General features: G+C 74.0%; 23 protein-coding genes. 13 read left to right on the top strand and 10 right to left on the bottom strand.

The features are described from left to right. Positions 1–11 precede the first annotated feature (11 nt). The 10 genes from ACZ6ZT_RS29830 to lgt all read left to right on the top strand — a co-directional run bounded on the left by ACZ6ZT_RS29830 (position 12) and on the right by lgt (position 8,900). Positions 12–1,502, top strand: a complete 1,491-nt coding sequence (locus ACZ6ZT_RS29830) for an anthranilate synthase component I (protein WP_469723216.1) — start codon at positions 12–14, stop codon at positions 1,500–1,502. A gap of 14 nt (positions 1,503–1,516) precedes the next feature. Continuing rightward, positions 1,517–2,170 carry a TIGR02234 family membrane protein gene (locus tag ACZ6ZT_RS29825; protein ID WP_469723215.1) on the top strand — a complete coding sequence of 218 codons (654 nt, stop codon included), beginning with the start codon at positions 1,517–1,519 and terminating at the stop codon, positions 2,168–2,170. Positions 2,171–2,296: 126 nt separating this feature from the next. Further along, positions 2,297–2,548, top strand: a complete 252-nt coding sequence (locus ACZ6ZT_RS29820) for an HGxxPAAW family protein (protein WP_469723214.1) — start codon at positions 2,297–2,299, stop codon at positions 2,546–2,548. 53 nt (positions 2,549–2,601) lie between these two features. Further along, on the top strand, positions 2,602–3,135 hold the full coding sequence (locus ACZ6ZT_RS29815; RefSeq protein WP_469723213.1) for a DUF2752 domain-containing protein: 534 nt from the start codon (positions 2,602–2,604) through the stop codon (positions 3,133–3,135). Positions 3,136–3,317: 182 nt separating this feature from the next. Then, positions 3,318–4,127, top strand: coding sequence for an indole-3-glycerol phosphate synthase TrpC (trpC, locus tag ACZ6ZT_RS29810; protein WP_469723211.1), 810 nt, complete (start codon positions 3,318–3,320; stop codon positions 4,125–4,127). 7 nt (positions 4,128–4,134) lie between these two features. Continuing rightward, positions 4,135–4,344: a tryptophan biosynthesis modulator TrpM gene (trpM, locus tag ACZ6ZT_RS29805; RefSeq protein ID WP_469723210.1), complete on the top strand. Its 210-nt coding sequence runs from the start codon at positions 4,135–4,137 to the stop codon at positions 4,342–4,344. A 207-nt stretch (positions 4,345–4,551) separates the two neighbouring features. Then, positions 4,552–5,826, top strand: coding sequence for a tryptophan synthase subunit beta (gene trpB / locus ACZ6ZT_RS29800; protein ID WP_469723209.1), 1,275 nt, complete (start codon positions 4,552–4,554; stop codon positions 5,824–5,826). Beyond that, positions 5,823–6,659: a tryptophan synthase subunit alpha gene (gene trpA / locus ACZ6ZT_RS29795; RefSeq protein WP_469723207.1), complete on the top strand. Its 837-nt coding sequence runs from the start codon at positions 5,823–5,825 to the stop codon at positions 6,657–6,659. The genes trpB and trpA overlap by 4 nt, the downstream gene beginning before the upstream one ends. Positions 6,660–6,790: 131 nt before the next feature. Continuing rightward, a complete protein-coding gene (locus ACZ6ZT_RS29790; protein ID WP_469723206.1) occupies positions 6,791–7,735 on the top strand; it encodes a DsbA family protein in 945 nt (314 codons plus the stop codon). 88 nt (positions 7,736–7,823) lie between these two features. Continuing rightward, entirely contained in the window at positions 7,824–8,900 is a 1,077-nt protein-coding gene (lgt, locus tag ACZ6ZT_RS29785; protein WP_469723204.1) for a prolipoprotein diacylglyceryl transferase, read from the top strand. A gap of 67 nt (positions 8,901–8,967) precedes the next feature. Here lgt and ACZ6ZT_RS29780 read toward each other — a convergent pair whose 3' ends face one another. The 7 genes from ACZ6ZT_RS29780 to ACZ6ZT_RS29750 form a co-directional block, all read right to left on the bottom strand. Then, a complete protein-coding gene (locus ACZ6ZT_RS29780; RefSeq protein ID WP_469723203.1) occupies positions 8,968–9,783 on the bottom strand; it encodes an HpcH/HpaI aldolase/citrate lyase family protein in 816 nt (271 codons plus the stop codon). Beyond that, positions 9,780–10,985 carry a CaiB/BaiF CoA transferase family protein gene (locus ACZ6ZT_RS29775; RefSeq protein WP_469723202.1) on the bottom strand — a complete coding sequence of 402 codons (1,206 nt, stop codon included), beginning with the start codon at positions 10,983–10,985 and terminating at the stop codon, positions 9,780–9,782. The genes ACZ6ZT_RS29780 and ACZ6ZT_RS29775 overlap by 4 nt, the downstream gene beginning before the upstream one ends. Continuing rightward, entirely contained in the window at positions 10,982–11,956 is a 975-nt protein-coding gene (gene rbsK, locus ACZ6ZT_RS29770; RefSeq protein ID WP_469723201.1) for a ribokinase, read from the bottom strand. The genes ACZ6ZT_RS29775 and rbsK overlap by 4 nt, the downstream gene beginning before the upstream one ends. Continuing rightward, the gene (locus tag ACZ6ZT_RS29765; protein ID WP_469723237.1) at positions 11,953–13,443 is read right to left on the bottom strand and encodes an ADP-ribosylglycohydrolase family protein; all 1,491 of its coding nucleotides are present in this window, start codon (positions 13,441–13,443) and stop codon (positions 11,953–11,955) included. The genes rbsK and ACZ6ZT_RS29765 overlap by 4 nt, the downstream gene beginning before the upstream one ends. Positions 13,444–13,796: 353 nt before the next feature. Beyond that, the gene (locus ACZ6ZT_RS29760) at positions 13,797–14,942 is read right to left on the bottom strand and encodes an ADP-ribosylglycohydrolase family protein (RefSeq protein WP_469723200.1); all 1,146 of its coding nucleotides are present in this window, start codon (positions 14,940–14,942) and stop codon (positions 13,797–13,799) included. A 7-nt stretch (positions 14,943–14,949) separates the two neighbouring features. Next, the gene (locus tag ACZ6ZT_RS29755; protein ID WP_469723199.1) at positions 14,950–16,545 is read right to left on the bottom strand and encodes an ADP-ribosylglycohydrolase family protein; all 1,596 of its coding nucleotides are present in this window, start codon (positions 16,543–16,545) and stop codon (positions 14,950–14,952) included. After that, positions 16,542–17,528, bottom strand: a complete 987-nt coding sequence (locus tag ACZ6ZT_RS29750; protein ID WP_469723198.1) for an ADP-ribosylglycohydrolase family protein — start codon at positions 17,526–17,528, stop codon at positions 16,542–16,544. The genes ACZ6ZT_RS29755 and ACZ6ZT_RS29750 overlap by 4 nt, the downstream gene beginning before the upstream one ends. Positions 17,529–17,796: 268 nt before the next feature. Here ACZ6ZT_RS29750 and ACZ6ZT_RS29745 point away from each other — a divergent pair, with 268 nt between their 5' ends. The 3 genes from ACZ6ZT_RS29745 (at position 17,797) to ACZ6ZT_RS29735 (ending at position 24,930) form a co-directional block, all read left to right on the top strand. Further along, on the top strand, positions 17,797–18,528 hold the full coding sequence (locus ACZ6ZT_RS29745; protein ID WP_469723197.1) for a VIT1/CCC1 transporter family protein: 732 nt from the start codon (positions 17,797–17,799) through the stop codon (positions 18,526–18,528). A gap of 407 nt (positions 18,529–18,935) precedes the next feature. Then, positions 18,936–23,477 carry a glutamate synthase large subunit gene (gene gltB / locus ACZ6ZT_RS29740; RefSeq protein WP_469723236.1) on the top strand — a complete coding sequence of 1,514 codons (4,542 nt, stop codon included), beginning with the start codon at positions 18,936–18,938 and terminating at the stop codon, positions 23,475–23,477. Continuing rightward, the gene (locus ACZ6ZT_RS29735) at positions 23,470–24,930 is read left to right on the top strand and encodes a glutamate synthase subunit beta (RefSeq protein ID WP_469723196.1); all 1,461 of its coding nucleotides are present in this window, start codon (positions 23,470–23,472) and stop codon (positions 24,928–24,930) included. Before gltB ends, ACZ6ZT_RS29735 begins: the two co-directional genes overlap by 8 nt. A gap of 325 nt (positions 24,931–25,255) precedes the next feature. Here the strand turns inward: ACZ6ZT_RS29735 and ACZ6ZT_RS29730 are convergent, their stop codons facing one another. From ACZ6ZT_RS29730 to ACZ6ZT_RS29720, 3 genes are all read right to left on the bottom strand, one after another. Continuing rightward, positions 25,256–25,798 carry a GntR family transcriptional regulator gene (locus ACZ6ZT_RS29730; RefSeq protein WP_469723195.1) on the bottom strand — a complete coding sequence of 181 codons (543 nt, stop codon included), beginning with the start codon at positions 25,796–25,798 and terminating at the stop codon, positions 25,256–25,258. Positions 25,799–25,855: 57 nt separating this feature from the next. After that, the gene (locus ACZ6ZT_RS29725) at positions 25,856–26,281 is read right to left on the bottom strand and encodes a hypothetical protein (protein ID WP_469723194.1); all 426 of its coding nucleotides are present in this window, start codon (positions 26,279–26,281) and stop codon (positions 25,856–25,858) included. 140 nt (positions 26,282–26,421) lie between these two features. Further along, complete coding sequence (locus ACZ6ZT_RS29720) at positions 26,422–26,784, bottom strand: cupin domain-containing protein (protein ID WP_469723193.1); 363 nt, start codon at positions 26,782–26,784, stop codon at positions 26,422–26,424. Positions 26,785–26,923: the final 139 nt, after the last annotated feature.

The following is a 26,923-nucleotide window of genomic DNA, read 5'->3' as shown; positions in this document are numbered from 1 at the left end:
GGGACCGCGCCATGGATCTCGACACGTTCCGCAAGCTCGCGGCCGACCGCCGCGTCATCCCCGTGAGCCGCAGGCTGCTCGCCGACGGGGACACCCCGGTCGGGCTCTACCGCAAGCTCGCCGCCGAACGCCCCGGCACGTTCCTGCTGGAATCCGCGGAGAACGGGCGTTCCTGGTCCCGCTACTCGTTCGTCGGCGTCCGCAGCGCCTCCACCCTGACCGTCAAGGACGGGCAGGCCCACTGGATCGGCACCCCGCCCGTCGGCGTACCCACCGAAGGGGACCCCCTCGACGCGCTGCGCGCCACCGTCGAGGCCCTGCACACCCCCCGCGACCTCGCGGGCGGCATGCCCCCCTTCACCGGCGGCATGGTCGGCTACCTCGGCTACGACATCGTGCGCCGCCTGGAGCGCATCGGCGAGCACACCGTCGACGACCTGCGGCTGCCCGAGCTGACCATGCTGCTCACCTCCGACCTGGCGGTCCTGGACCACTGGGACGGCACGGTCCTGCTCATCGCCAACGCGATCAACCACAACGCCCTCGACACCGGCGCGGACGAGGCGTACGCGGACGCCGTCGCCCGCCTCGACGCGATGGAGGCCGACCTCGCGCGTCCCGCGCCCTACGTGCCCGCCGCGCTCCCGGAGTCCGCGCTGCCGCCCTTCGACGCCCTGTGGGGCGGCGAGAAGTACCAGGCCGCCGTCGAGGACGTGAAGGAGCGCATCCGGGCCGGCGAGGCCTTCCAGGTGGTGCCCTCGCAGCGGTTCGAGACCCCCTGCCACGCCTCCGCGCTGGACGTGTACCGGGTGCTGCGGGCCACCAACCCGTCCCCGTACATGTACCTCTTCCGCTTCGAGAACGGCTTCGACGTGGTCGGGTCCAGCCCCGAGGCGCTGGTCAAGGTCGAGGACGGCCGGGCGATGGTCCACCCCATCGCGGGCACCCGCCACCGCGGGGCCACCCCGCAGGAGGACAACGACCTCGCCGACGAGCTGCTGGCCGACCCCAAGGAGCGCGCCGAGCACCTGATGCTGGTCGACCTCGGCCGCAACGACCTCGGCCGGGTCTGCGAGCCGGGCTCGGTGGAGGTCGTCGACTTCATGTCGATCGAGCGCTACTCCCACGTGATGCACATCGTCTCCACGGTCACCGGCCGCGTCGCCGAGGGCAAGACGGCCTTCGACGTGCTCACCGCCTGCTTCCCGGCCGGCACCCTCTCCGGCGCCCCCAAGCCGCGCGCCATGCAGATCATCGAGGAGCTGGAGCCCTCGCGCCGCGGGCTGTACGGCGGCTGCGTCGGCTACCTCGACTTCGCGGGGGACTCCGACACGGCCATCGCCATCCGCACCGCGCTGCTGCGCGACGGGACGGCGTACGTACAGGCCGGGGCCGGTGTCGTCGCGGATTCGGTGCCGGAGCTGGAGGACCAGGAGTGCCGCAACAAGGCCGCGGCCGTGCTCCGCGCCGTGGGAGCGGCGAACCGCCTCCACCGCGGCTGAGGCCGTAGGGGATAGTGGGGTACGTGAGTGCCGTGCCCCCACCCCAGACCCCCGCCGCACCGGATGACGCCGAGAGCCCCGAGAGCAGGAGCGGCCGCCGCAGCGTGGCCGTCGCCCTGCTGCTCGGCGCGCTCGGCGCCACCGTCGTCCTGCTCGCCTCCGGCCGCGTCTGGGCCCGGGGCAGCGCCGCCGTGGGAGGCGGCTCGCTGCCCCTGACCGCGGACGGCCGGGCCGTGACCGGCCTGCCGGCGGCCCTGGCCATCGTCGGCCTCGCGGCCCTGGTGGCGGTGTTCGCCGTACGCGGCCGGGGCCGGCTGCTGGTGTCCGGGCTGCTCGCGCTGAGCGGGCTCGGCGGGGCGCTCTCCGCGGTCGCCGCCGCCGACGACCACCGGGCGCTCGACGAGCGGGCCGTCACCGCGACGGCCGACACCGCCGCCCGGGTGGGGGAGCTGACCCATACGGCCTGGCCGTACGTCACCGCCTTCGGCTGCGTGCTGATCCTGCTCGCCGGTCTGCTGGCGCTGCGCTTCGGCCGGAGCTGGCCCGCGATGGGGGGCCGCTACGAGCGGGACGGCAGCCCGCGCAGGCGCACGCCCGCGCCGGTGGACCCGGACCGGCCGGAGGACCTGTGGAAGGCTCTGGACCGGGGCGAGGACCCGACCCGCTGAGGAGCCCCTCCGGCGGAGGCCGCCTCCACGAAGGCCCCACCCCCTGGTGAAAGGGCCCGCCCCGTGCGGGACAATGACAGCGAGCGTGCGGCACCGCACGCGAGACAGAGCAACGAGGAGCAACTCATGGCGGGCACGAGCCACGGACACACCCCGGCCGCCTGGACCGGTGTCATCATCGCCTTCATCGGTTTCTGCGTCTCCGGCGCCTTCGTGGTGCTGGCGAACCCGATCGGGTTCTGGGCCGGCCTCGTCGTGGTCGCGCTCGGCGGAGTCGTCGGTCTCGCGATGAAGGCCGCGGGCATGGGCGCCCCGAAGGCCGACCACCGCGACCTCGCCGAGGTCATCGCCGCCAACCGGGTCCCCGCCAAGGTCTGAGCGCGGTACCCGCGGTTCGAAAGGCGCGGCCCGGTCGGGCTGCGCCTTTTGTCATGAGCGGAGACAATCACCCGGTGGAACCCTCTCGCACTCCCGCAGCCCAGGGCCTCGCACCGGTCCACGCGCAGGCTCCCGTACCGGCCCACGCACAGCCCGTACCGCCGCGCGCGCAGGCCCCCGTACCGGCCTCGCGGGCCCGGCGGCTGGCGGCGCCCGCGCTGACGCTGGCCGGGGCCGCGGCCGCCTTCGCGTACGTGGGCGCCGTGGACCCGAACGAGCCCGGCCACTACCCGCTGTGCCCGCTGCGACGGCTGACCGGCGTCCTGTGCCCCGGCTGCGGCGGGCTGCGCAGCGCGCACGCCTTCGCGCGCGGGGACCTGGCGGCCGCCCTCGGCTGCAACGCCGTGGCCGTCGCCGGCTACCTCGTCTTCGCCGGTTTCCTGGCGCTGTGGCTCGTCCGGGCCTTCCGCGGCGGCCCGGTGCCCCGGCTCGCGCTGCGGCCGGCGTACTGGTGGGCGATCGGGGCGCTGGTCCTCGTGTTCTCGATTGTCCGCAATCTTCCCTTCGGTTCCGCTCTGGCCCCCTGAGGCCATGGGGCGCCTCACGCGGGGCTACGGGAAGGCCATATTCCGACTGTCCAGTCCCTGGGACTCGGCGAAGTCAGTGCAGAGGCCTTGGAGACCTGCGGATACCATTTGAGAGTCGACCTTGCAGGGGAACGTGTCCGCAAGGCGGCCGACCGTCATCAACCCGGAAGGGGGCCGCTCGCGTGAGTGTGCTCGACGAGATCATCGAAGGGGTCCGCGAAGACCTTGCCGAACGGCAGGCCCGCGTGAGCCTCGACGAGCTCAAGGAGCGTGCCGCCAAGGCGCCCCAGGCCAAGGACGGTGTCGCGGCCCTGCGCGGCGACAGCGTCAAGGTGATCTGCGAGGTCAAGCGCTCCAGCCCCTCCAAGGGCGCGCTGGCCGCCATCGCCGATCCGGCCGGGCTCGCCGCCGACTACGAGGCGGGCGGTGCGGCGGTCATCTCCGTCCTCACCGAACAGCGCCGCTTCGGCGGCTCGCTGGCCGACCTGGAGGCCGTCCGCGCCCGCGTGGACATCCCGATCCTGCGCAAGGACTTCATCGTCACCGCGTACCAGCTGTGGGAGGCCCGCGCCTACGGCGCCGACCTCGTGCTGCTGATCGTCGCGGCCCTGGACCAGGAGGCCCTCGTCTCCCTCATCGAGCGGGCCGAGTCCATCGGCCTCACCCCGCTCGTGGAGGTCCACGACGAGGAGGAGATCGAGCGGGCCGTCGAGGCCGGCGCCAAGATCATCGGTGTCAACGCGCGTAACCTGAAGGACCTCAAGGTCGACCGCTCCACCTTCGAGCGGATCGTCGGCGAGATCCCGCCCCACATCGTGAAGGTCGCCGAGTCCGGCATCCGCGGACCGCACGACCTGATCGCCTACGCCAACGAGGGCGCCGACGCCGTCCTCGTCGGAGAGTCCCTGGTCACCGGCCGCGACCCGAAGGCGGCCGTCGCCGACCTCGTCGCCGCCGGCGCCCACCCCGCCCTGCGCCACGGCCGGAGCTGACCTTCCCATGCCCCCCTCCCGCCCCTGCGTCCGCACCCGACCGGGCCACGGCCCGGCCGGCGTGCCGACGGCGCACGCGCCCCTGGCGCGCGGCTGCCGCCCCCGCGGCTGCCGCGCCCCGGCCCGGCGCGTGCACGGCCGGCGGGTGCGCTACGTGATCGGCTCCGAGCCCGGACAGGTCAACGGCATGCGATGGCGCGGCGGAGCCGCGCTGTAGACGACGGCCGCCGGCCCGGTACGCACACGTGTACCGGGCGGCAGGCCACGGACGGCCCCCACGCCCGAGCCCCGGCTCGGGCGCGGGCCGCCGCGTCCGCACGGCCACGTACCCCTGGCGGGGCGCGCGGCCCGCGGACCTACGGCGCCCTACGGTGCACCCCAGCCCCCCGTCGCGCATTTCCGCCGTACACGTAGGAGTAGTGGCATGTCCACCAGCTCGTTCTTCATCCCGGACCCGGAGGGTCACGTCCCCAACGCCGAGGGCTACTTCGGTGACTTCGGCGGCAAGTTCATCCCGGAGGCGCTCGTCGCCGCCGTGGACGAGGTCGCCGTCGAGTACGAGAAGGCCAAGGGCGACCCGGCCTTCGCCGCCGAGCTCAACGAGCTCATGGTCCACTACACCGGCCGGCCCAGTGCCCTCACCGAGGTGCCGCGCTTCGCCGAGCACGCGGGCGGCGCCCGGATCTTCCTCAAGCGCGAGGACCTCAACCACACCGGCTCGCACAAGATCAACAACGTGCTGGGCCAGGCGCTGCTCACCAAGCGCATGGGCAAGACCCGGGTGATCGCCGAGACCGGCGCCGGCCAGCACGGCGTGGCCACGGCCACCGCCTGCGCCCTCTTCGGCCTCGACTGCACCATCTACATGGGCGAGATCGACACCCAGCGCCAGGCCCTGAACGTGGCCCGCATGCGCATGCTGGGCGCCGAGGTCATCGCCGTGAAGTCCGGCTCCCGCACCCTCAAGGACGCCATCAACGAGGCGTTCCGCGACTGGGTCGCCAACGTGGACCAGACCCACTACCTCTTCGGCACCGTCGCCGGCCCGCACCCCTTCCCGGCCATGGTCCGCGACTTCCACCGCGTCATCGGCGTCGAGGCCCGCCGCCAGATCCTGGAGCGCGCCGGCCGGCTGCCCGACGCCGTCGCGGCCTGCGTCGGCGGCGGCTCCAACGCCATCGGCCTCTTCCACGCCTTCATCCCGGACGCCGGCGTCCGCCTGGTCGGCTTCGAGCCCGCCGGGCACGGCGTGGAGACCGGCGAGCACGCCGCCACCCTGACCGCGGGCGAGCCCGGCATCCTGCACGGCTCCCGCTCCTACGTCCTCCAGGACGAGGAGGGCCAGATCACCGAGCCCTACTCGATCTCCGCCGGACTGGACTACCCGGGCATCGGCCCCGAGCACTCCTACCTCAAGGACACCGGCCGCGGCGAGTACCGCGCGGTCACCGACGACGCCGCCATGCAGGCCCTGCGGCTGCTCTCGCGCACCGAGGGCATCATCCCGGCGATCGAGTCGGCGCACGCCCTCGCGGGCGCCCTCGACCTGGGCCGGGAGCTGGGCCGGGACGGCCTGATCGTGGTCAACCTGTCCGGCCGCGGTGACAAGGACATGGACACCGCCGCCCGGTACTTCGGGCTGTACGACACCGACGGCGAAGTCGCCGAGGACGAGTTCTCCGAGGGGGACGACAAGTGAGCGCCACGCACGCGAACGGCACCGGCGGCAACATCGAGCTGCTCAGCGCCACCCTCGCCAAGGCGAAGTCCGAGGACCGCGCCGCCCTCGTCGCCTACCTCCCGGCCGGCTTCCCGACCGTGGACGGGGCCATCGAGGCCGTGAAGGCCATCGTCGCGGGCGGCGCGGACATCGTGGAGATCGGCCTGCCGCACAGCGACCCGGTCCTGGACGGCCCGGTCATCCAGACCGCCGACGACATCGCGCTGCGCGGCGGCGTGAAGATCGCCGACGTGATGCGCACGGTCCGCGAGGCGCACGAGGCCACCGGGGCCCCGATCCTCGTCATGACGTACTGGAACCCCATCGACCGCTACGGCGTCGAGCGGTTCACCGCCGAGCTGGCGGCGGCGGGCGGCGCCGGCTGCATCCTGCCCGACCTGCCGGTGCAGGAGTCCGCGCTGTGGCGCGAGCACGCGGCGAAGCACGGTCTGGCGACCGTCTTCGTCGTGGCCCCCAGCAGCCGTGACGAACGGCTGGCGACCATCACCGCCGCCGGTTCCGGTTTCGTCTACGCGGCCTCCCTCATGGGCGTCACGGGCACCCGTGAATCGGTCGGCGACGAGGCGCAGGAGCTGGTGCGCCGCACCCGGGCGACCACCGAGCTGCCGGTCTGCGTCGGCCTCGGCGTCTCGAACGCCGTCCAGGCCAAGCAGGTCGCGGGCTTCGCCGACGGCGTGATCGTCGGTTCCGCCTTCGTGAAGCTGCTGCTGGACGCGCCGGACGAGCGGGCCGGGCTGGACGCCGTACGGGCCCTGGCGGGCGAGCTTGCGGAAGGCGTACGCAGGTCCTGACGCCGGGCGGGCCCCGACGGGGGTTCTGTCGCCCGATCGGGTGGAAACGGGGGCGGGGAGGCACGCGAGTGCCTCCCCGTTTCGTTTGGCCGAACGTGAGCGAGAAGAACGACGGTGCGAACCGCGATGCGATGACGAAACGATCGGCCCGGGAGCGGCTCCAGCAGGAGCGCGAGCGGGAGAAGACCCGGGACAAGCGCCGGCGGACCCTCGTCGTGTCGGCGGCGGTGGTCGGCGTGCTCGGCCTCGCGGCCGTCGTCGGCCTGATCGCCGCCAACGCCGGGTCCGGCGGCAAAGCGGCGAAGAAGGGTCCGGTGGCCGCCCCGTCGGGGGCGACGGGCAAGGACTCGCTCGCCATCCAGGCCGGCCAGGACGGCGCGAAATCCCAGCTGACGATCTGGGAGGACTTCCGCTGCCCGGCCTGCAAGGCCTTCGAGACCGCCTACCGCGACACCATCCACGACCTGGAGGCCAAGGGGCTCCTCAAGGTCGAGTACCACCTCGTCACCCTGATCGACGGGAACATGGGCGGCACCGGCTCGCTCAAGGGGGCCAACGCGGCGGCCTGCGCGCAGGACGCCGGCCGGTTCCCCGCTTACCACGACGTCCTCTTCGAGAACCAGCCCGAGGAGACCAACGACGCCTACGGCAAGAACGCCAAGCTGCTGGAGCTGGCCGGCAAGGTGGACGGGCTGGACACCCAGGCCTTCCGCTCCTGCGTGCAGGACGGCACGCACAACAGCTGGGTCGGCAAGTCGCAGGAGGCCTTCGTGGCGGGCAAGTTCCGCGGCACGCCGACCATCCTGCTCGACGGCAAGGACATCTTCGCCGATCAGGCCGATCCGCTGACCCCGCAGAAGCTGCGGGCGAAGGTCGAGGCCAAGGCGGGCGGGGGCGCCGGGAAGGCGTCGCCGTCTCCGTCCGGGTCGCCGTCGCCGTCCGGGTCGGCATCGGGGGCGGCCGGTTCCGGTTCCGGTTCCGGGTCGGTCAAGGGTTCCGGGAAGGGCACGCCCTCGCCGTCGGGGTCGCCGAAGGGCCTGTCGAAGGGGACCTCGCAGGGGGCCCCGCAGGACTGAGCGGCGCCGTCGCCGGGTGTGGTTTTGGTTTCGGCTTGCCGGGCGGGTTGCGGTCCGTACCGCCCGGCAGGGTAGCGTCAGGTCTGCCATGACCCTTGCCTATATCCCCAGTCCGTCGACCGGCGTGATCCATCTCGGACCGATCCCGCTCCGCGGCTACGCGTTCTGCATCATCATCGGCGTCTTCGTCGCCGTCTGGCTCGGCAACAAGCGATGGATCGCGCGCGGCGGAAAGCCGGGCACGGTCGCGGACATCGCCGTGTGGGCGGTGCCGTTCGGCCTCGTCGGCGGCCGCCTCTACCACGTGATCACCGACTACCAGCTCTACTTCGGCGAAGGCCGCGACTGGGTCGACGCCTTCAAGATCTGGGAGGGCGGCCTCGGCATCTGGGGCGCGATCGCGCTGGGCGCGGTCGGCGCCTGGATCGGCTGCCGGCTGCGCGGCATCCCGCTGCCGGCCTGGGCCGATGCCCTGGCTCCCGGCATCGCCATCGCGCAGGCCTGCGGCCGCTGGGGCAACTGGTTCAACCAGGAGCTGTACGGCCGGGCCACCGACCTGCCGTGGGCGCTGAAGATCAGCGAGGGGCCCAACCGGGTCGCCGGGACCTACCACCCGACCTTCCTCTACGAGTCGCTCTGGTGCCTCGGTGTCGCCGCCCTGGTGATCTGGGCCGACCGGCGCTTCAGGCTCGGGCACGGGCGGGCCTTCGCGCTCTACGTGGCCGCGTACTGCCTGGGGCGCGGCTGGATCGAGTACATGCGGGTCGACGAGGCGCACCACGTCCTCGGCCTGCGGCTGAACGTGTGGACGGCGATGTTCGTCTTCGTCCTCGCGGTGGTCTACTTCGTGCTCTCCGCGAAGCTGCGGCCGGGCCGCGAGGCGGTCGTCGAGCCCGGTGGCACGGTCGAGGGGGCGGATGCCTCCGGCGGTGCGGGCGAGGTGGCGGCCGGGGGTGACCCCAAGGCGGTCGCGGCCAGGGACGCGAAGGGTGCCGACCTCACGAAGCCCGCGGAGGGCGCCGGGGCGAAGGGCGGCCTTGCGAAGCCCGCGCCGGTTGCGGACGCCGCCGGGGCGAAGGCCGCGCCGGTTGCGGACGCCGAAGGGGCGGTCAAGGCCGATCTGCGCAAGGCCGACGGCGCCGCCAACGGGGCCGACAAGAGCTGAACGGATTCCACCGGAGGGGGCGTCGCGCGGGTCGCGGCGCCCCCTCCGGCGTATCCGGTCACAGGGGTCACAGGGAAGCGGCGCGGCGGGACAGGGTCAGGGTGCGGTGGGCGGCGGCCACCACGGCCGGGTCCACGAAGCGGCCGTCGGGCAGGGCCAGGGCGCCCGGGGTGGCCCGGGCGGCGGTGACGATCTCCTCGGCGGCGGTGACCTCCTCCGGCCGGGGGAGATAGGCCTCCTCGATCACCGGGAGCTGGCGGGGGTGGATCGCCGACCGGCCGAGGAAGCCGAGCGCCCGGCCGCGCGCACAGGAGGCGGCCAGCGCCTCCAGGTCCCGGATGTCCGGGAACACCGACTGCGCCGGGGGTGCGAGCCCGGCGGCCCGGGCGGCCACCACCACCCGGGAGCGCGGCCAGTCGAGCCCCGCCTCCGCGCTGACCCCGAGGTCGGCGCGGAGGTCGGCCTCGCCCAGGGTCAGCCCGTGCAGGCAGGGGTGCGCGCGGGCGATCTCGTACGCCCGTTCCACGCCCAGCGCGGTCTCCAGCAGCGCGTACAGGGCCACCCCGCCGGCCCGGTCGGCGACCCGGGTGATCTGCTCCGGGGCGTCGATCTTCGGCAGCCGCAGGCCGGCGAGCCCGTGCAGCCGGGCCAGGGCAGTGAGGTCGGCCCCTGCCCAGGGCGAGCCGAGGGCGTTGACGCGGACGTGGACGGGGACCGGCGGGCGCTCGGTGAGCAGCTCGGCGGTGGCCGCGCGGGCGTACTCCTTGCGGGAGGCGGACACGGAGTCCTCCAGGTCCACGATGACGGCGTCCGCCCCGCAGCGCAGGGCCTTGGCCACCACTTCGGGGCGGTCCCCGGGGGCGTAGAGCCAGGTCAGGATCACAGGGCTCGCTCCGTTCGCAGGGCGGCGATCTCGGCCCAGGTCAGGCCGAGTTCGGTGAGGACGGCTTCGGTGTCCGCACCGTGCGGGCGGCCCGCCCAGCGGATCCCGCCGGGGGTTTCCGAGAGCCGGAAGAGGACGTTCTGCATCCGGATCGGGCCGAGTTCGGGGTCCTCGACCTCGGTGACCGTGTCCAGGGCGGCGAACTGCGGGTCGGCCAGTACGTCCCGGACGTCGTAGACCGGGGCCACGGCCGCCTCGGCGTCCTCGAAGGCGGCGATCACCTCGTCGGCCTTGTGCCGGGCGATCCAGCCGCCGACGGCCTCGTCGAGCACCTCGGCGTGGGCGGCCCGGCCGGAGCCGTCCGCGAACCACGGCTCGGCGATCAGCTCGGGCCGGCCGACCAGGCGCAGCACGCGCTCGGCCACCGACCGCGCCGAGGCCGACACCGCCAGCCAGCGGCCGTCCGCGCTGCGGTAGGTGTTGCGGGGCGCGTTGTTGGCGGAACGGTTGCCGGAGCGGGGCTGGACGTAGCCGAGCTGGTCGTACCAGAGCGGGTGCGGGCCGAGCGCGGTGAGGATCGGCTCGATGATGGCCAGGTCCACGACCTGCCCCTGCCCGGTGCGGTCGCGGCCGGCGAGGGCCGTCATCACGGCGTACGCGGTGGTCAGCGCGGCGATGGAGTCTGCGAGACCGAAGGGGGGCAGGGTCGGCGGGCCGTCCGGCTCGCCGGTGATCGCCGCGAAGCCGCTCATCGCCTCCGCGAGGGTGCCGAAGCCGGGGCGGTGGGCGTACGGGCCGTACTGGCCGAAGGCGGTGACGCGGGCCAGCACCAGCCGGGGGTTGGCGGCCGACAGCTCGGGCCAGCCCAGGCCCCACTTCTCCAGGGTGCCGGGGCGGAAGTTCTCGACGACCACGTCGGCGGTGGCGGCGAGGCGCAGCAGGGTGTCCCGGCCGCCGGGGGTGGACAGGTCGAGGGTGATCGTCCGCTTGTTCCGGCCCAGCAGCTTCCACCACAGCCCGACGCCGTCCTTGGCGGGGCCGTGGCCGCGGGAGGGGTCGGGGCGGCCGGGGTGCTCGACCTTGACCACCTCGGCGCCGAAGTCTCCGAGCAGGGTGGCGGCGAGCGGCCCGGCGAAGAGGGTGGCGAGGTCCAGTACGCGCAGCCCCTCCAGCGGGCCCGGGGAGGCGGCCGCGGGGCTCATGCGGTGCCCCCGGGCCGCGGCAGGGCCCCGGCGCCGACGTCGCGGGCGCCGGCTTGGGGGTCGGGGTTGGGTCCGGGTTCGGGCTCAGGGGCGGCGTCCAGTTCGGCGCGGGTGGGCATCGAGGGCTGGGCGCCGGGGCGCTGGACCGAGAGGGCGGCCGCGCGGGCGGCCCAGGCCAGGGCCTCCGGCATCGGGCGGTCCTCGCCGAGCGCCACCGCCAGGGCCCCGACGAAGGTGTCCCCGGCCGCCGTGGTGTCCACGGCCCGGACCCGGGGCGCGGGCACCGTCAGCGGCTCCCGTCCGCGCGCCGCGTACAGGGCTCCCGCCGCGCCCAGGGTGACCACCACCTCCGGCACCTCCCGCAGCAGCGCCTCGGCCGCCGCGCGGGGATCGGTGAAGCCGGTGAGGGTGGCGGCCTCGTGCTCGTTCGGCACCAGCAGGTCGATGAGCTCCAGCAGATCCCGGGGCAGCGGTCGGGCGGGGGCCGGGGTGAGCACCGTACGCACCCCGTGGGCGCGGGCGGCCGTCGCGCCCGCGACGACGGCTTCCAGGGGGAGTTCGAGCTGGAGCAGGAGGCAGCCGGCGGCGCCGATGCGGGAGTCGTCGCCCGGCTCCAGGCCGGTGACGTGCCCGTTCGCGCCGGGTACGACGACGATGCTGTTGCCGCCGTCGTCGTCGACGGTGATGTGGGCGGTGCCGCTGGCGCCCTCGACGGTGCGCAGCGCCGCCGTCTCGACCCCGGCGGCGGTGAGCGCGGAGCGCAGCCGTACGCCGAAGTCGTCGGTGCCGACCGCGCCGATCATCACCACCTCCCCGCCGAGCCGGGCGGCGGCCACCGCCTGGTTGGCGCCCTTGCCGCCGGGGACGGTGCGGAACTCCCGTCCGGTGACCGTCTCCCCGAGGCGGGGTGCGCGGGGCACGTAGGCGACGAGGTCCATGTTCGTACTGCCGAGCACGGCGATGGCCGTCATGAGCGGGCTGCCTCCTGGGCGGTGAGGTGGGCGAGGGTGTCGAAGCCGATGCCGTCGAAGCCGGCGACGGTCGTGGCGAGGCGGTTCTTCAGCGGAGCGGTCCAGCGCTCCGGAATGCGGTCGGGGGACCCGGCCAGGATCCCGGCGATCGAGCCGGCCGTGGCGCCGTTGGAGTCGGTGTCCCAGCCGCCGGACACCGCCCGGCACACGGAGTGGGTGAAATCGCCGTCGGCGTGGGTGAGGGCGGCGGCGATCAGGGCGGTGTTGGGGAGGGCGTGCACCCAGTGGTAGTGGCCGTAACAGGCGTGCAGCCGGTCCACGACCCGGTCGAAGTCGGCCTCCTCGCGGGCGGTACGGATACCGAAGCGCACGGCGTCGGCGAGGCGCGAGCGGGGCGGTACGACGGACAGGCCGGCCCGCAGCGCGCCGTGCACGTCGGCGCGGCCGCCGGCGGCCTCGGCGATGGTGGCGGCGGCGAAGAGGGCGGCGTAGACGCCGTTCGCGGTGTGGGTGAGGGCGGCGTCGCGGTAGGCCTGCTCGGCGGCAGCGGCGGGGTCGCCGGGGTGGGTCCAGCCGTGGACGTCGGCGCGGATGAGGGCGCCGATCCACTCCCGGAAGGGGTTGTGGTGGGTGGCGGTCTCCGGGGGCTCCAGACCGAGGAGCAGGTTGCGGTACGCGACGCGCTCGGCGGTGAAGGTGCGGCCGGCCGGGAGCTCGTCGAGCCAGAGGCGGGCGAGGTCGTCGGTGGTGAAGCGCTTGCCGTGGCGCTGGAGGAGGAGCAGGCCGAGGAGGGGGTGGTCGAGGTCGTCGTCCTCGGGGGCGCCGTCGATGTTCTCGGCGAGGGAGGTGGTGGCGGAGCGGCGGTTCCAGGGGTACCGGGCGAGTAGCTCCGGGGGGACGTGCCGGGCGGTGAACCAGTCGGCCAGCGGCCAGTTGCCGGCGGCGCGGGCGAGGGCCCGGATCCCCTCCAGCGGCAGCTTCTCCACGGGCTTGCCGAGCACACACCCCACGGCCCGCCCCACCCAGGCCGCCTCCAGCCGCCGCACCAGCCCGGCGTCCGCCTGCGGCGCGGGAGCGGGGTGGGGCGCGGCGGGGTGGGGCTCGGCGGGGTGGGGCGCGGCGGGGTGGGGGTGCGGGGTGGGACCGGCCCGGGGCGCGGGTGCGGGGCGCGGCGTGGGGTCGGTCTGCGGCGGGGACGCGGCGTGCGGCGCGGATCCGGGGTATGGCGCGGACCGGGTGGGTGGCGCGGGATCGGTCGGCTGCGCGGGTGCGGCGTGTGGCGGGTGTCCGGGGGGTCCGGGGTGCGGGGTGGCGGCCGGGCGGGGGCCGGGCGCGGGGTGGGGCGCGGGGGCCGCGTGGCGTCCGGGTGCGGGGTGTGGGGCGGCGGCCGCGTGGCGTCGGGGTGCGGCGTGTGGCGCGGGTTGTGCGTGCGGCCCGGGATCGGCCTGGGGCACGGGTGCGGTGCGCGGCGTGGGGCCGGCCGGCAGGGCGGATGCGGGGTGGGGCTGGGGGGCCGGCCCCGGTGCGGTGGTCGGGTCTGGTCGAGGGGCCCGGTGCGGGTCCGGGGCGGGGGGCCAGGTGGATTTGATGGCCGGCCAGGCGGTGGGTTCCGTGGCGGCCGTGGGGACCGGGAGGGCGGCCAGGTCGGACAGCAGGCGGGTGGCCAGGGCGCGCAGTCCGGGGCGGGGCGGGGCGGGGGAGGCGCCGGCGCGGGCCGGGGCCGGGTGGCCGCCCGCCGCCGTCCAGGCGCGCAGCGCCGGCCCGGCGTCCCGGCCGTCCTCGGCGGCCTGCCGCAGCTCGTGCCCGATCAGGTCCTCCGGCTGCGCCCAGCTGAGCCGGATCACCGCGGGGACACGAGGGCCGTGAAGGCCGCCTCGTGGGCGCGCCGGCGGGACCGGTCCAGGGCGAAGACGTCCCGGGCCACCGCGGCCAGCGTCACCGCCGGGCCGTGCAGGTCGAGCCGGCTCGCCTCGGCGACCTGCTTCGCCCAGCCCTCCGGCACGGCCCCGGCCCCGCCCAGCGCCCCCGCGACCGCGCCCGCCATGGTGGCGATGGAGTCGCAGTCGCGGCCGTAGTTGACGGCGCCGAGCACCGAGGCCTCGTACGCCCCGTCCGCGACGAGCAGCATGCCGAGCGCGACCGGAAGCTCCTCGATGGAGTGCAGCCGGGAGGGCCGGCGGGCGCCGAGGGAGGGCGCGCGGTAGTCCGGGCCGACCGAGTCGTAGGGGGCCACCGCCTCCCGGAGCGGGACCAGGGCCGATTCGAAGTCCCGGTGGCGGACGGCCACGTCCCGTACGGCGGCGATGGCGGCGCGGGTGCCGTCCTTGGCGAGGGACAGCGCGGTGTCCACCACCGACGCGGCGGTCGCGCCCGGCACGCACGCCGCCGCCACGGCCGCCGCGAACACGCCCGCCGCCTCCCGTCCGTACGAGGACTGGTGCGCGCCGGTGATGTCCAGCGCCTCGGCGTACGCGGCGGCCGGATTGCCCGCGTTGACCAGCCCGACCGGCGCCATGTACATCGCCGCGCCGCAGTTGACGATGTTGCCGGTGCCGGCCTCGCGGGGGTCGGCGTGCGCGTAGTGCAGCCGGGTCACCATCCACTTCTCGGCGAGGAAGACCCGCTGGAGGGGCAGGGCCTCGGCCTCCAGCTCCGGGATCCAGCGCGGGACCGTCATCAGGTCCGGGACGAGGTGGTCGGCGACCGCGTACGCGTCGAGGTGGTCCCGTACGGCGGCGTAGACGCGGATCAGCGCGTGCGTCATCAGGGTGTCGTCGGTGACGTGTCCGTCGCCCTTGTGGTACGGGGCGATGGGACGGGCGGTGCGCCAGTCCTCGTGCCAGGGGCCGACGACGCCGTGGACGCGGCCGCCGTGCCGTTCGACGATCTGGTCCGGGGACCAGCCCTCCACCGGGCCGCCGAGCGCGTCGCCGACGGCGGCTCCGACGAGGGCGCCGGTGACCCGGTCCTCCAGTGTGAGCGTCATGTCCGAATCATCCCTTGGGTGAGGTGAGTTCCGTACGGGTGAGCAGGGCGGCCAGTTCGACGAGGTCGGTGCCGGCCAGGCGGGGCAGGGCGCAGCCGGAGAGGGTGCGGCAGGCCGCGCGCCAGGCGGCGGGGAGGCAGTCGCCGCCGCCGAGGGCGCCGGTGAGGGCGCCGACGAGGGCGGGGGCGGAGTCCGCGACGCGGGAGAGGCAGGCGGCGGCGGGGACCGCCTCGGCGATGCGGCCGCGGGCGGCGGTGGCGAGGGCGAGGGCGACCGGGACGGTCTCGGCGGCGGCGATGCCGTAGCTGTAGACGTGGTCCACGATCTGGTGCTCCAGGAGCGGGACCAGGGCGAACGCCCCGGCCGTGTCGCCTCCGGCGCGGGCGAGGTGGACGGCGTGCCGGGCGTTGCGGCCGATCTCGGTGGCGGCGGGGAGCTGGGCGAGGGCGGCGTCGACGGCCGTGTCGGTGTCCGCGCCGGCCAGGGCGGTGGCGAGGGCGGCGGCCATGGCGCGGGCGCCGTGGACGCCATCGCCGTCCTGGGTGTAGCGGGCGTCGAACTCGGCGAGGTCCGCCGCCGCGCGGGGGTCCCCGGGGTGGACGACGGCCAGGACGCAGGCGCGGACGCAGGCGGCGTCGTCGAAGTAGTGCGGGTTGTCGTGGCCGGTGGCGGGCGGGCGCAGGCCGGCGGCGAGGTTGCCGAGGCCGGCCCGGACGGAGATGCGGGCGCGGAGGGGGAGCACGGCCGACTCGACTTCCGGGGCCCGCTCGGCGGCGGCGGCGACCTCGCTGGCCAGGGCGTTCCAGGCGAGGTCGATGGCGGCGCGCATCCGCCGGGACCGGGAGAGGTCGCTGAGCAGGGCCCCGGCGGCGGTGAGGACGGACTCTGCGGCGAAGGCGGCCCACTCGGCGTCGTCGGAGGGGCCGAGGCGCAGGGGTTCGGGGGGCTGGTTGAGGGCGATGGGGACGGGGAGGGTGGTGGTGGCGTTCTGCTCCGCGAAGGTGTCGAGCTCGCGGGTGAGGCGGCGGGTCCACTCGGGCATCCGGCTGGCCCGGTGCCGCGCGGCGGGCCACCCGGCCGCGTCCCCGGCGGCGAGCCCGAGCAACAGCCCTTCGATCCGCCGCTCGCCTCCGGCGGCTGGGGTACCGGGTGCCGTGCCGGTGCCGTCGGCGGGTGCGGTGGTACGGGGTTCCGTGCGGGTGCCGCCGGCGGGTGCGGCGGTGGCCCGGTACTCCGTGCGGGTGCCCGGGGTGGGCTCGGCGGTGCGGATCCCGCCGCCGGGTGCGGAGGCGGTACGGGGCGCGGCGGGGGTGCCTGCGGCGGCTTTGGTGGTACCGGGCGCCGTGCGGGTGCCGCCGGCGGGTGCGGCGGTGGCTCGGTGCTCCGTGCCGGTGCCGACGGCGGGTGCGGCGGTGGCCCGGTGCGCCGTGCGGGGGCCTGCGGTGGGCTCGGCCGGACGGGTCCCGTCGGCCGGTGTGGTGGTCGTACGGGGGCCCGTGCGGGGGGTGTTGGCGGCGGGCTCCGTGGGGGTGGTGGGGGGTGTGGGGCGGGGTTCGGGGTGGGTGGTCGGTGGGGGTGGGGCGGGGGCAGGGTCCGGGGTCATCGGGCGGGCTCGGCGTCGGGGGTGAGGAGGTCGGCGATGTCCAGGACGTGGTAGCCCCGCATCGAGGGGAGGCAGCTGCCCCGGACCGGGCCGATGGCCGCCGCCCAGGGGGCCGGGATCGCCGCCGCCCCCGACAGGGCACCGGCCAGGGCGCCCGCCACGGCGGCGGTGGTGTCGGCGTCCCGGCCCATGTTGACGGCCGTCAGGACGGAGGCGGGGAAGTCCCCCGCGCAGGCGGCGAACGCCCCGAAGGCGAGGCCCACCGCCTCGGGGGCGAGGTCCGTCCAGGGGTAGCCCCCGATGACCACCGCTGAGCGCACCGCCCGCTCGCCGCGCGGGGCGGCGGTGACGGCGCGGCGCAGGGAGCGGGCCGTCCAGGAGTCGGACGGGATGACCGACAGGGCCGCCGAGATCACGGAGGCGGGGGAGCCGCCCCCCATCGCCGCCGCGACCCCGGCCGCGACGGCCTGGCCGCCGTAGATGCCCTCCCCGTCATGGCTGACCGTGCCGTCGATGGCGACGAGCCGGGCCGCCTCCGCCGGACGCCCCGCCGCGAAGACGCCGAACGGGGCCGCCCGCATGGCCAGCCCGTCGGACCAGGCGTGCCGGTGCTGCGCCGAGATCGGGGCGGCGAGGCCGCGCCGGAGGTTCTCCAGGGTGCCCCGCTCGGAGAACCCGGCCCCGCGGAAGGGGCCCTCGTCCAGGTCGGCGATCCAGTGGTGCCAGGCCCGTTCGACGTGCGCGACGGTGAGCGCGGAGCCGTGCCGGGCCAGCAGCAGGCCGGAGAAGATGGCGTACTCGGTGTCGTCGGTGCCCGCCGGGTCGTCCGACACGAAACCCTCGATGCGGCCCCACTTCGCCCGGATCTGCGACGGCTTCATGTTCTCCGCGGGGGCGCCCAGCGCGTCACCCACCGCGAGGCCGAGAAGAGCGCCCCTGGCCCGTTCGAGGAGGACCTGCGGATTGCATGCAATCAGCTCCATGGCGCGCCTCTCCACTTGATGGGACTCATGATGAGCCCTTGGGGGATTTGTGCCACGGCATGTGGTTTGTCGCTCGCCGCGAAACACCCCCCGAACGCCCCCGTCACCCGGTCGCCGAGCCGCGAAAGCCCAGGTAAGTACGGCCTTCCTTGCTGGCGGGCAGCTCGAATCGTGCGTACTTTCGAGGTGTCAGGGGGAGTGCTCCGGGTGGGGCACGGCTGCGCGTGCTTTCGCGTACCCACTCGCGTCAAACGGGGAGATACGCCGCATGTCCATCATCGACACCGAAGCGCCACTGCACACCGCCCACCGCGACAACCACACCCACCGCGACGTCAACGGCGGATGGCTGAGGCCGGCCGTGTTCGGCGCGATGGACGGGCTCGTCTCCAACCTCGCCCTGATGACCGGCGTCGCGGGCGGCTCCGTCGCCACGCAGACCATCGTGATCACCGGCCTGGCGGGCCTGGCGGCCGGCGCCTTCTCGATGGCCGCCGGCGAGTACACCTCCGTCGCCTCCCAGCGCGAGCTCGTCCTCGCCGAGCTGGACGTGGAGCGCCAGCAGCTGCGCAAGCACCCCGTCGACGAGATGGAGGAGCTGGCCGAGCTCTACGTCTCGCGCGGGGTCGAGCCCGCCCTCGCCCGCGAGGTGGCCATGCAGCTCTCCCGCGACCCGGAGCAGGCGCTGGAGATCCACGCCCGCGAGGAGCTCGGCATAGACCCCGACGACCTGCCGTCGCCGCTGGTCGCCGCGGTGTCCTCGTTCGGCTCCTTCGCCCTGGGCGCGCTGCTGCCCCTGCTGCCGTACCTGCTGGGCGCGACCGCCCTGTGGCCGGCCGTGCTGCTGGCGCTCGTCGGGCTGTTCGGCTGCGGCGCGGTCGTCGCCCGGGTGACGGCCCGGTCCTGGTGGTTCAGCGGCGTCCGCCAGCTGGCCCTGGGTGGCGCTGCCGCGGGTGTGACGTACATCCTGGGAACCTGGATCGGCGGCGTCGTAAGCTAACCCCCGCAGGAGTGGGACACTATGCGGTAGGCCACATAAGTACTCCGTTACCCGGCGGTTTCGATTCGATGACCACGGGGCATCACACCAGGGCGCCCGGGCAATGATGCCCGCCTCGCGCCGGACCTCCGCCCCGTGTCGCATCCTGCAAGGGCCTCGCGAAAGGCCTTGTGGGAGCCCCGCAGCACAGCGAAGGTCCTCTCTTTCCCCCTTCGTGACATGTCCGCATGCTGGAACGCCGTATCCGCTTCTCGGGATTGGCGTCATCATGTAACCTGCACGAAATTTCGCAGAGGGCCAACGTCGTCCCTCGGCTATGCACATATGCCACGACGACGACGGGAGAGCCGATGCGTTCCGCGTCCACGCACTCCGCGACCGGCCCCAGCACCACCGCCTGGTCGCCCATGGACGGTCGCCCCGCCCAGCAGGGCATGTACGACCCGCGCAACGAGCACGACGCCTGCGGCGTCGGCTTCGTGGCCAACCTCAGCGGCGAGGCCAGCCACACGCTGGTCGAGCAGGCGCTGACCGTATTGCGGAACCTCGAACACCGCGGCGCCACCGGATCCGAGCCGGACTCGGGCGACGGCGCCGGAATCCTGTCCCAGGTACCGGACGCCTTCCTGCGCGAGGTCGTCCCCTTCGAGCTCCCCGAGGCCGGCGCGTACGCCGTCGGCATCGCCTTCCTCCCCGCCGACGGCCCCGCACAGGCCGTCGCCGTGGAGCGCATCGAGGCGATGGCCGCCGAGGAGGGCCTCACCGTCCTCGGCTGGCGCGAGGTCCCGGTCACCCCCGACCTGCTCGGCAACGGCGCCCGCGCCACCATGCCGGCCTTCTCGCAGTTGTTCGTCAGCGGGGGCGGCAGCACCGGCATCGAGCTGGACCGCAAGGCCTTCGTACTGCGCAAGCGCGCCGAGCGCGAGGCCGGGGTCTACTTCCCCTCGCTCTCCGCCCGCACCATCGTCTACAAGGGCATGCTGACCACCGGGCAGCTGGAGCCCTTCTTCCCGGACCTCTCCGACCGCCGCTTCGCCTCGACGCTGGCCCTGGTCCACTCCCGGTTCTCGACGAACACCTTCCCGTCCTGGCCGCTCGCCCACCCGTACCGCTTCGTCGCGCACAACGGCGAGATCAACACGGTCAAGGGCAACCGGAACTGGATGAAGGCCCGCGAGTCCCACCTGGCCTCCGGCGCCTTCGGCGCGGGCGCCCTGGAGCGCATCTTCCCGATCTGCACCCCGGACGCCTCCGACTCGGCCTCCTTCGACGAGGTCCTGGAGCTGCTCCACCTCGGCGGCCGGTCGCTGCCGCACAGCGTGCTGATGATGATCCCGGAGGCCTGGGAGAACCACGCCTCCATGGACCCGGCCCGCCGCGCGTTCTACCAGTACCACGCCACGATGATGGAGCCCTGGGACGGCCCGGCCTGCGTCACCTTCACCGACGGCACCCAGGTCGGCGCGGTCCTCGACCGCAACGGCCTGCGCCCCGGCCGCTACTGGGTCACCGACGACGGCCTCGTCGTCCTCGGCTCCGAGGTCGGCGTCCTCGACATCGATCCGGCCAAGGTCGTCCGCAAGGGCCGCCTCCAGCCCGGCAGGATGTTCCTCGTCGACACCGCCCAGAAGCGGATCATCGAGGACGACGAGATCAAGGACGGGCTGGCCGCCGCCGCCCCCTACGCCGAATGGCTGGAGACCGGCGAGATCGAGCTGACGGACCTGCCCGAGCGCGAGCACATCGTCCACACCCACGCCTCGGTCACCCGCCGCCAGCAGACCTTCGGCTACACCGAGGAAGAGCTGCGCGTCATCCTCGCGCCCATGGCCGCCACCGGCGGCGAGCCGCTGGGCTCCATGGGTACGGACTCGCCGATCGCGGCCCTCTCCGAGCGGCCCCGGCTGCTCTTCGACTACTTCACGCAGCTGTTCGCGCAGGTCACCAACCCGCCGCTGGACGCCATCCGCGAGGAGCTCGTCACCTCGCTGCTGTCCTCGCTGGGCCCGCAGGGCAACCTGCTGGAGCCGACCGCCGCGTCGTGCCGCAGCGTGACCCTGCCCTTCCCGGTGATCGACAACGACGAGCTCGCCAAGCTCATACACATCAACGCCGACGGCGACATGCCGGGCCTGAAGGCCGCCACCCTCTCGGGCCTGTACCGGGTCTCGGGCGGCGGCGAGGCCCTCGCCGCGCGGATCGAGCAGATCCGTACCGAGGCCGACGCGGCCATCGAGGCCGGCGCCCGTCTCATCGTCCTGTCGGACCGCCACTCGGACGCCGAGCACGCGCCGATCCCCTCGCTGCTGCTCACCTCCGTCGTGCACCACCACCTCATCGCCACCAAGCAGCGCACCCAGGTGGGGCTGCTGGTCGAGGCCGGCGACGTCCGCGAGGTCCACCACGTCGCGCTGCTCATCGGCTACGGGGCGGCCGCCGTCAACCCGTACCTGGCGATGGAGTCCGTCGAGGACCTGCTGCGCGCCGGCACCTTCCTGTCCGGCCTGGAGCCGGAGCAGGCCATCAAGAACCTGATCTACGCGCTCGGCAAGGGCGTCCTGAAGGTCATGTCCAAGATGGGCATCTCCACCGTCGCCTCCTACCGCGGCGCCCAGGTCTTCGAGGCCGTCGGCCTCGACGAGGAGTTCGTCGGCACGTACTTCAGCGGCACCGCCACCAAGATCGGCGGCGCCGGCCTGGACGTCATCGCCAAGGAGGTGGCCGCCCGCCACGCCAAGGCGTACCCGGCCTCCGGCATCGCCGCCACGCACCGCGCGCTGGAGATCGGCGGCGAGTACCAGTGGCGCCGCGAGGGCGAGCCGCACCTGTTCGACCCGGAGACGGTCTTCCGCCTCCAGCACGCCACCCGCAACCGCCGGTACGACATCTTCAAGAAGTACACCGAGCGGGTGAACGAGCAGTCCGAGCGGCTGATGACGCTGCGCGGCCTGTTCGGCTTCAACTCCGACCGGCCCTCGATCCCCGTCGAGGAGGTCGAGTCCGTCGCCGACATCGTCAAGCGCTTCTCCACCGGTGCCATGTCGTACGGCTCCATCTCCAAGGAGGCGCACGAGACCCTCGCCATCGCCATGAACCAGCTGGGCGCCAAGTCCAACACCGGTGAGGGCGGCGAGGACCCGGACCGCCTGTACGACCCGGCGCGGCGCTCCTCGATCAAGCAGGTCGCCTCCGGCCGCTTCGGCGTCACCTCCGAGTACCTGGTCAACGCGGACGACATCCAGATCAAGATGGCGCAGGGCGCCAAGCCCGGCGAGGGCGGCCAGCTGCCCGGCCACAAGGTGTACCCGTGGGTCGCCAAGACCCGGCACTCCACCCCGGGCGTCGGCCTGATCTCCCCGCCGCCGCACCACGACATCTACTCCATCGAGGACCTGGCCCAGCTGATCCACGACCTCAAGAACGCCAACCCGGCCGCGCGCATCCACGTGAAGCTCGTGTCCGAGGTCGGCGTCGGGACCGTGGCCGCCGGTGTCTCCAAGGCCCACGCGGACGTCGTCCTCATCTCCGGCCACGACGGCGGAACGGGCGCCTCCCCGCTCACCTCGCTGAAGCACGCGGGCGGACCCTGGGAGCTCGGCCTCGCCGAGACCCAGCAGACCCTGCTGCTCAACGGGCTGCGCGACCGCATCGTGGTCCAGACGGACGGCCAGCTCAAGACCGGCCGCGACGTCGTCATCGCCGCGCTGCTCGGCGCCGAGGAGTTCGGTTTCGCGACCGCGCCGCTCGTCGTCTCCGGCTGCGTCATGATGCGCGTCTGCCACCTGGACACCTGCCCGGTCGGCATCGCCACCCAGAACCCGGTCCTGCGCGACCGCTTCTCCGGCAAGCCCGAGTTCGTCGTCAACTTCTTCGAGTTCATCGCGCAGGAGGTGCGCGAGCTCCTTGCCGAGCTGGGCTTCCGCACCATCGAGGAGGCCGTCGGCCACGCCGAGCTCCTCGACACCAGCAAGGCCGTCACGCACTGGAAGGCGCAGGGCCTCGACCTGGAGCCCCTCTTCTTCGTGCCCGAGCTGCCCGAGGGCGCGGTCCGCCACGCCCTGATCGCGCAGGACCACGGCCTGGAGAAGGCCCTCGACAACGAGCTGATCAAGCTCGCGGCCGACGCGCTGAACGCGGAGACCGCCGAGGCCGCCCAGCCGGTCCGCGCGCAGGTCGCGATCCGCAACATCAACCGGACCGTCGGCACCATGCTCGGCCACGAGGTCACGAAGAAGTTCGGCGGTGCGGGCCTGCCCGACAACACCATCGACCTCACCTTCACCGGCTCGGCCGGCCAGTCCTTCGGCGCCTTCCTGCCGCGCGGCGTGACGCTGCGCCTGGAGGGCGACGCCAACGACTACGTCGGCAAGGGCCTCTCCGGCGGCCGTGTGGTGGTCCGCCCGGACCGCGGCGCCGACCACCTCGCCGAGTACTCCACCATCGCCGGCAACACCATCGGCTACGGGGCCACCGGCGGCGAGATGTTCCTGCGCGGCCGCACCGGCGAACGCTTCTGCGTCCGCAACTCCGGCGCCCTGGTCGTCTCGGAGGGCGTGGGCGACCACGGCTGCGAGTACATGACCGGTGGACACGCCGTCGTCCTCGGCGAGACCGGCCGCAACTTCGCGGCCGGCATGTCGGGCGGTGTCGCGTACGTCATCGACCTCGACCCGCGCAACGTCAACGTCGGCAACGCCGGGGCCGTCGAAGCCCTCTCGGACGCCGACGAGCGGTGGCTGCACGACGTGGTGCGCCGCCACGAGGAGGAGACCGGCTCGACCGTGGCCGCGAAGCTCCTGGCCGACTGGGCCACCGCCGTGGGCCGCTTCAGCAAGATCATCCCGACCACGTACAAGGCAGTGCTCGCCGCCAAGGACGCCGCTGAGCTCGCTGGACTCTCGGAGTCCGAGACCACCGAGAAGATGATGGAGGCGGCGACCCATGGCTGACCCGAAGGGCTTCCTCACCACCCCGCGCGAGACCGCCTGCTCCCGTCCCGTGGCCGACCGGCTGAAGGACTGGAACGAGGTCTACGTCCCGGGCTCGCTGCTGCCGATCATCAGCAAGCAGGCCGGGCGCTGCATGGACTGCGGCATCCCGTTCTGCCACAACGGCTGTCCGCTCGGGAACCTGATCCCCGAGTGGAACGACTTCGCGTACCGCGAGGACTGGTCGGCCGCCTCGGAGCGGCTGCACGCCACGAACAACTTCCCGGAGTTCACCGGGCGGCTGTGCCCGGCGCCGTGCGAGTCGGCGTGCGTGCTCGGCATCAACCAGCCGGCCGTCACCATCAAGAACGTCGAAGTCTCGATCATCGACAAGGCCTGGGACCGGGGCACCGTCACCCCGCAGCCGCCGGAGCGGCTGTCCGGCAAGACGGCCGCCGTCATCGGCTCCGGCCCGGCGGGTCTCGCCGCGGCCCAGCAGCTGACCCGGGCCGGGCACACCGTGGTGGTGTACGAGCGCGCCGACCGCGTCGGCGGGCTGCTGCGGTACGGCATCCCCGAGTTCAAGATGGAGAAGGTGCACATCAACCGGCGCATCGAGCAGATGCGCGCGGAGGGCACCAAGTTCCGTACCGGTATCGAGATCGGCCGCGACCTGACCGCCACCGACCTGCGCAAGCGGTTCGACGCGGTCGTCATCGCGGCCGGCGCGACGGTCTCCCGCGACCTGCCGGTCCCGGGCCGCGAGCTCAAGGGCATCCACTTCGCGATGGAGTACCTGCCGCTCGCGAACAAGGTCCAGGAGGGCGACTTCCTGGCCCCGCCGATCACCGCCGAGGGCAAGCACGTGATCGTCATCGGCGGCGGCGACACCGGCGCGGACTGCGTGGGCACGGCCCACCGCCAGGGCGCGGCCTCGGTCACGCAGCTGGAGATCATGCCCAAGCCGGGCGAGGACCGCACCGCCAGCCAGCCCTGGCCGACCTTCCCGATGCTGTACAAGGTCACCTCCGCGCACGAGGAGGGCGGCGAGCGGATCTACTCCGTCTCCACCACCCACTTCGAGGGCGACGAGGACGGCAACGTGCAGTCGCTGCACCTGATCGAGGTGGAGTTCAAGGACGGCAAGCTGGAGCAGAAGCAGGGCACCGAGCGCGTCCTGCCCGCGCAGCTGGTCACCCTGGCGATGGGCTTCACCGGCACCGACCAGGCCAACGGGCTGGTGGAGCAATTCGGGCTGGAGCTGGACGAGCGGGGCAACATCGCCCGCGACGCCTCGTACGCCACCAACGTCGACGGCGTCTTCGTCGCCGGCGACGCGGGCCGCGGCCAGTCCCTGATCGTCTGGGCCATCGCGGAAGGCCGCTCGGCCGCCCGCGGCGTCGACCGCTTCCTGACCGGCACCAGCGCCCTCCCGTACCCGATCAAGCCGACGGACCGCTCCCTGATGGTGTAACCCGGCCCCGCCCTCCGGGGCGGAGCCCCTCATACGGTCCGTACAACGAAGTACGGAAACCCGACACCCCGCCCGCCATGACCTTTCTTGGATGCCGGGCTCGCACCGCTCGGCCGCAGGCGGCCTCCCGGGCTTCGCCCGGCTGCGCCGACCTCCGGCCGTCGGTGCCGCAACCCCCGCCCTCCGGGGTGGGACCCCTCATACGGTCCGTACAACGGTGTGCGGAATTCTGACACCGCGCCCGCCATGTCCCCGACCAGGGATGGCGGGCGCGGTGGCGTTCGGGGGCGGGGGCGTTCGTGGGTGGGCCGGGCGCAGGGCGCGTTCATCCGATCCTGATCTCGTACCGGAGCTGCTGGCGGGTGGCGGGCATGAGCATGACGTCGGCCTGGATCGGCCGGTCCCGCGCGTCGTAGGTGGTGCGGGAGAGCTGGAGTACGGGTTCTGCCTCGGCGAGGTGCAGGTGCGCGCGCTCGGGGCCGTCCGGCATCCGCGCCGTCACGTTCTCGACGACGCGTACGCCGGTGTGCCCAAGGGCCGCGAGCAGCGTCACGGCGCCGCCGCGGATCTTTCCCGTGGCGGAGAGGGGAGTGCCGGAGGCGATCGCCGACGGGTAGTAGGTGTCCGTCAGTTCGGTGGGTGCGCCGTCGAGTTCGATGACCCGGCGGCGTACTACGACGGGGCTCCCGTCCGGCAGGCTGAGCATCAGCGCCACGGCCGGCGGGGCCGCGACCTCGCCCGCGTGCACGATGCGCTGGCTTCCCCGCCGCCCGGCCCCCGCGGCTTCCTCGCTCCAGGCATCGGTGGCGCCGGGAGCGCGGGGTGTCAGGTACGGCATCGACGTGCTGGTCCACTTGCTGCCGCTCACGATGCCTCCCGGCGTCCGGTGCGCTGCCTCGGCCCCACGGTATGCGACCCCTCGGCGCTACTCGGGCTGGGTGACCGTGGCGGACCAGCGGGTGGTGGGGGTGGAGGCGGTGACCGTGGCGCCGAAGCCGCCCTTCAGGTTCGTGCCCAGGGGGACGGTCACGGTCGCCGGGGTGCCCGTGGGGCAGTCCAGGGTGAAGGGGGCCGGGTTGCGGTCCGGGTAGGAGTCCAGGCGGAAGGCGACCTCGATGGTGCCGCCGCCCTCGCAGGCGAAGGTGGTGAAGGTGTCCAGGTTGGAGTTGAGGCCGCCCGAGACGAAGCCGCTGGATCCGATGGCCTCGGGGACCCAGATCACGCCGTCGGGGCCCGGGTGGGGGAGGAGTTCCGCCGCCGACGCGGAGGCCTGGCCCGGCCCCGCGAGGAGGGTGAGGGCGGCGGCCGCCGCGGTGAGGGCGGCTTTGGCGTGGGTGTGCGTGAGCTTCATGGTTCCCCCGGAGTTCCGTGATCGCGTAGACCCCGTTCACGGTAGGGGGCGGCACTGACAACGGCCGCCGAGCCTTTCGGGGTGAGCACTCCGGGGAGCCGGCCGGGCCTGCCCGTCCTGGGCGGTCCCGCCGCGTGCGGTCAGCCCTGGGACCTCAGGTGGTCGAGGACGGTCGCGAAGGCTTCCGTGGGGGAGAAGTCCACGTACTCGCAGTCCTCAAGGGCCACGGGGGCGTGTCCGGGCGGCCAGTAAAAGGCCTGGCCCGCTTCGTAGATCTCCTCCCCGTCCTTCGTCACCATCTTCAGCCGCCCCTTGAGCATGTAGCCCCAATGGGGGCAGGCGCACAGCCCGTCGGGCAGTCCGGTCAGGGCCGGTCTCAGGTCGGTGCCCTGCGGGAACCGGACGAAGGCCACGGACAGGTCTTCCCCGATCACCCGCGTACGGAGCTCGACGCCTCCCCCCTCGATCGCGACCGGCGTGTCATCGCGCGTCACAGCCGTCATGGCCGCCTCCATTCGCCAGGGCCGAGGGGAGTGTCCTCCCTCCATGCTCGCCCCGGCGGCCGGACCCCGCCACGCCACCGGCGGGGGTGGCTGCGGGGCCGGTTGGCGTAGCGGGGGTATGGGGTCGGGGAGTTGCGGA

The organism is Streptomyces sp. NPDC102258, assembly GCF_055584685.1.
The sequence above is the reverse complement of the archived record's forward strand: the minus strand, read 5'-3'. Positions and strand labels throughout refer to the sequence as shown.

What these genes read in the sequence shown, in the direction of transcription:
- trpM (WP_469723210.1), top strand. Translation starts at nt 4,135, where the DNA reads ATGCCCCCCTCCCGCCCCTGCGTCCGCACCCGACCGGGCCACGGCCCG.
- ACZ6ZT_RS29755 (WP_469723199.1), bottom strand. Translation starts at nt 16,545, where the DNA reads ATGACCCCGGACCCTGCCCCCGCCCCACCCCCACCGACCACCCACCCC.
- ACZ6ZT_RS29760 (WP_469723200.1), bottom strand. Translation starts at nt 14,942, where the DNA reads ATGACGCTCACACTGGAGGACCGGGTCACCGGCGCCCTCGTCGGAGCC.
- ACZ6ZT_RS29735 (WP_469723196.1), top strand. Translation starts at nt 23,470, where the DNA reads ATGGCTGACCCGAAGGGCTTCCTCACCACCCCGCGCGAGACCGCCTGC.
- ACZ6ZT_RS29725 (WP_469723194.1), bottom strand. Translation starts at nt 26,281, where the DNA reads ATGAAGCTCACGCACACCCACGCCAAAGCCGCCCTCACCGCGGCGGCC.
- ACZ6ZT_RS29720 (WP_469723193.1), bottom strand. Translation starts at nt 26,784, where the DNA reads ATGACGGCTGTGACGCGCGATGACACGCCGGTCGCGATCGAGGGGGGA.
- rbsK (WP_469723201.1), bottom strand. Translation starts at nt 11,956, where the DNA reads ATGACGGCCATCGCCGTGCTCGGCAGTACGAACATGGACCTCGTCGCC.
- ACZ6ZT_RS29820 (WP_469723214.1), top strand. Translation starts at nt 2,297, where the DNA reads ATGGCGGGCACGAGCCACGGACACACCCCGGCCGCCTGGACCGGTGTC.
- ACZ6ZT_RS29745 (WP_469723197.1), top strand. Translation starts at nt 17,797, where the DNA reads ATGTCCATCATCGACACCGAAGCGCCACTGCACACCGCCCACCGCGAC.
- ACZ6ZT_RS29750 (WP_469723198.1), bottom strand. Translation starts at nt 17,528, where the DNA reads ATGGAGCTGATTGCATGCAATCCGCAGGTCCTCCTCGAACGGGCCAGG.
- ACZ6ZT_RS29815 (WP_469723213.1), top strand. Translation starts at nt 2,602, where the DNA reads ATGAGCGGAGACAATCACCCGGTGGAACCCTCTCGCACTCCCGCAGCC.
- gltB (WP_469723236.1), top strand. Translation starts at nt 18,936, where the DNA reads ATGGACGGTCGCCCCGCCCAGCAGGGCATGTACGACCCGCGCAACGAG.
- ACZ6ZT_RS29790 (WP_469723206.1), top strand. Translation starts at nt 6,791, where the DNA reads ATGACGAAACGATCGGCCCGGGAGCGGCTCCAGCAGGAGCGCGAGCGG.
- ACZ6ZT_RS29830 (WP_469723216.1), top strand. Translation starts at nt 12, where the DNA reads ATGGATCTCGACACGTTCCGCAAGCTCGCGGCCGACCGCCGCGTCATC.
- trpB (WP_469723209.1), top strand. Translation starts at nt 4,552, where the DNA reads ATGTCCACCAGCTCGTTCTTCATCCCGGACCCGGAGGGTCACGTCCCC.
- lgt (WP_469723204.1), top strand. Translation starts at nt 7,824, where the DNA reads ATGACCCTTGCCTATATCCCCAGTCCGTCGACCGGCGTGATCCATCTC.
- ACZ6ZT_RS29775 (WP_469723202.1), bottom strand. Translation starts at nt 10,985, where the DNA reads ATGAGCCCCGCGGCCGCCTCCCCGGGCCCGCTGGAGGGGCTGCGCGTA.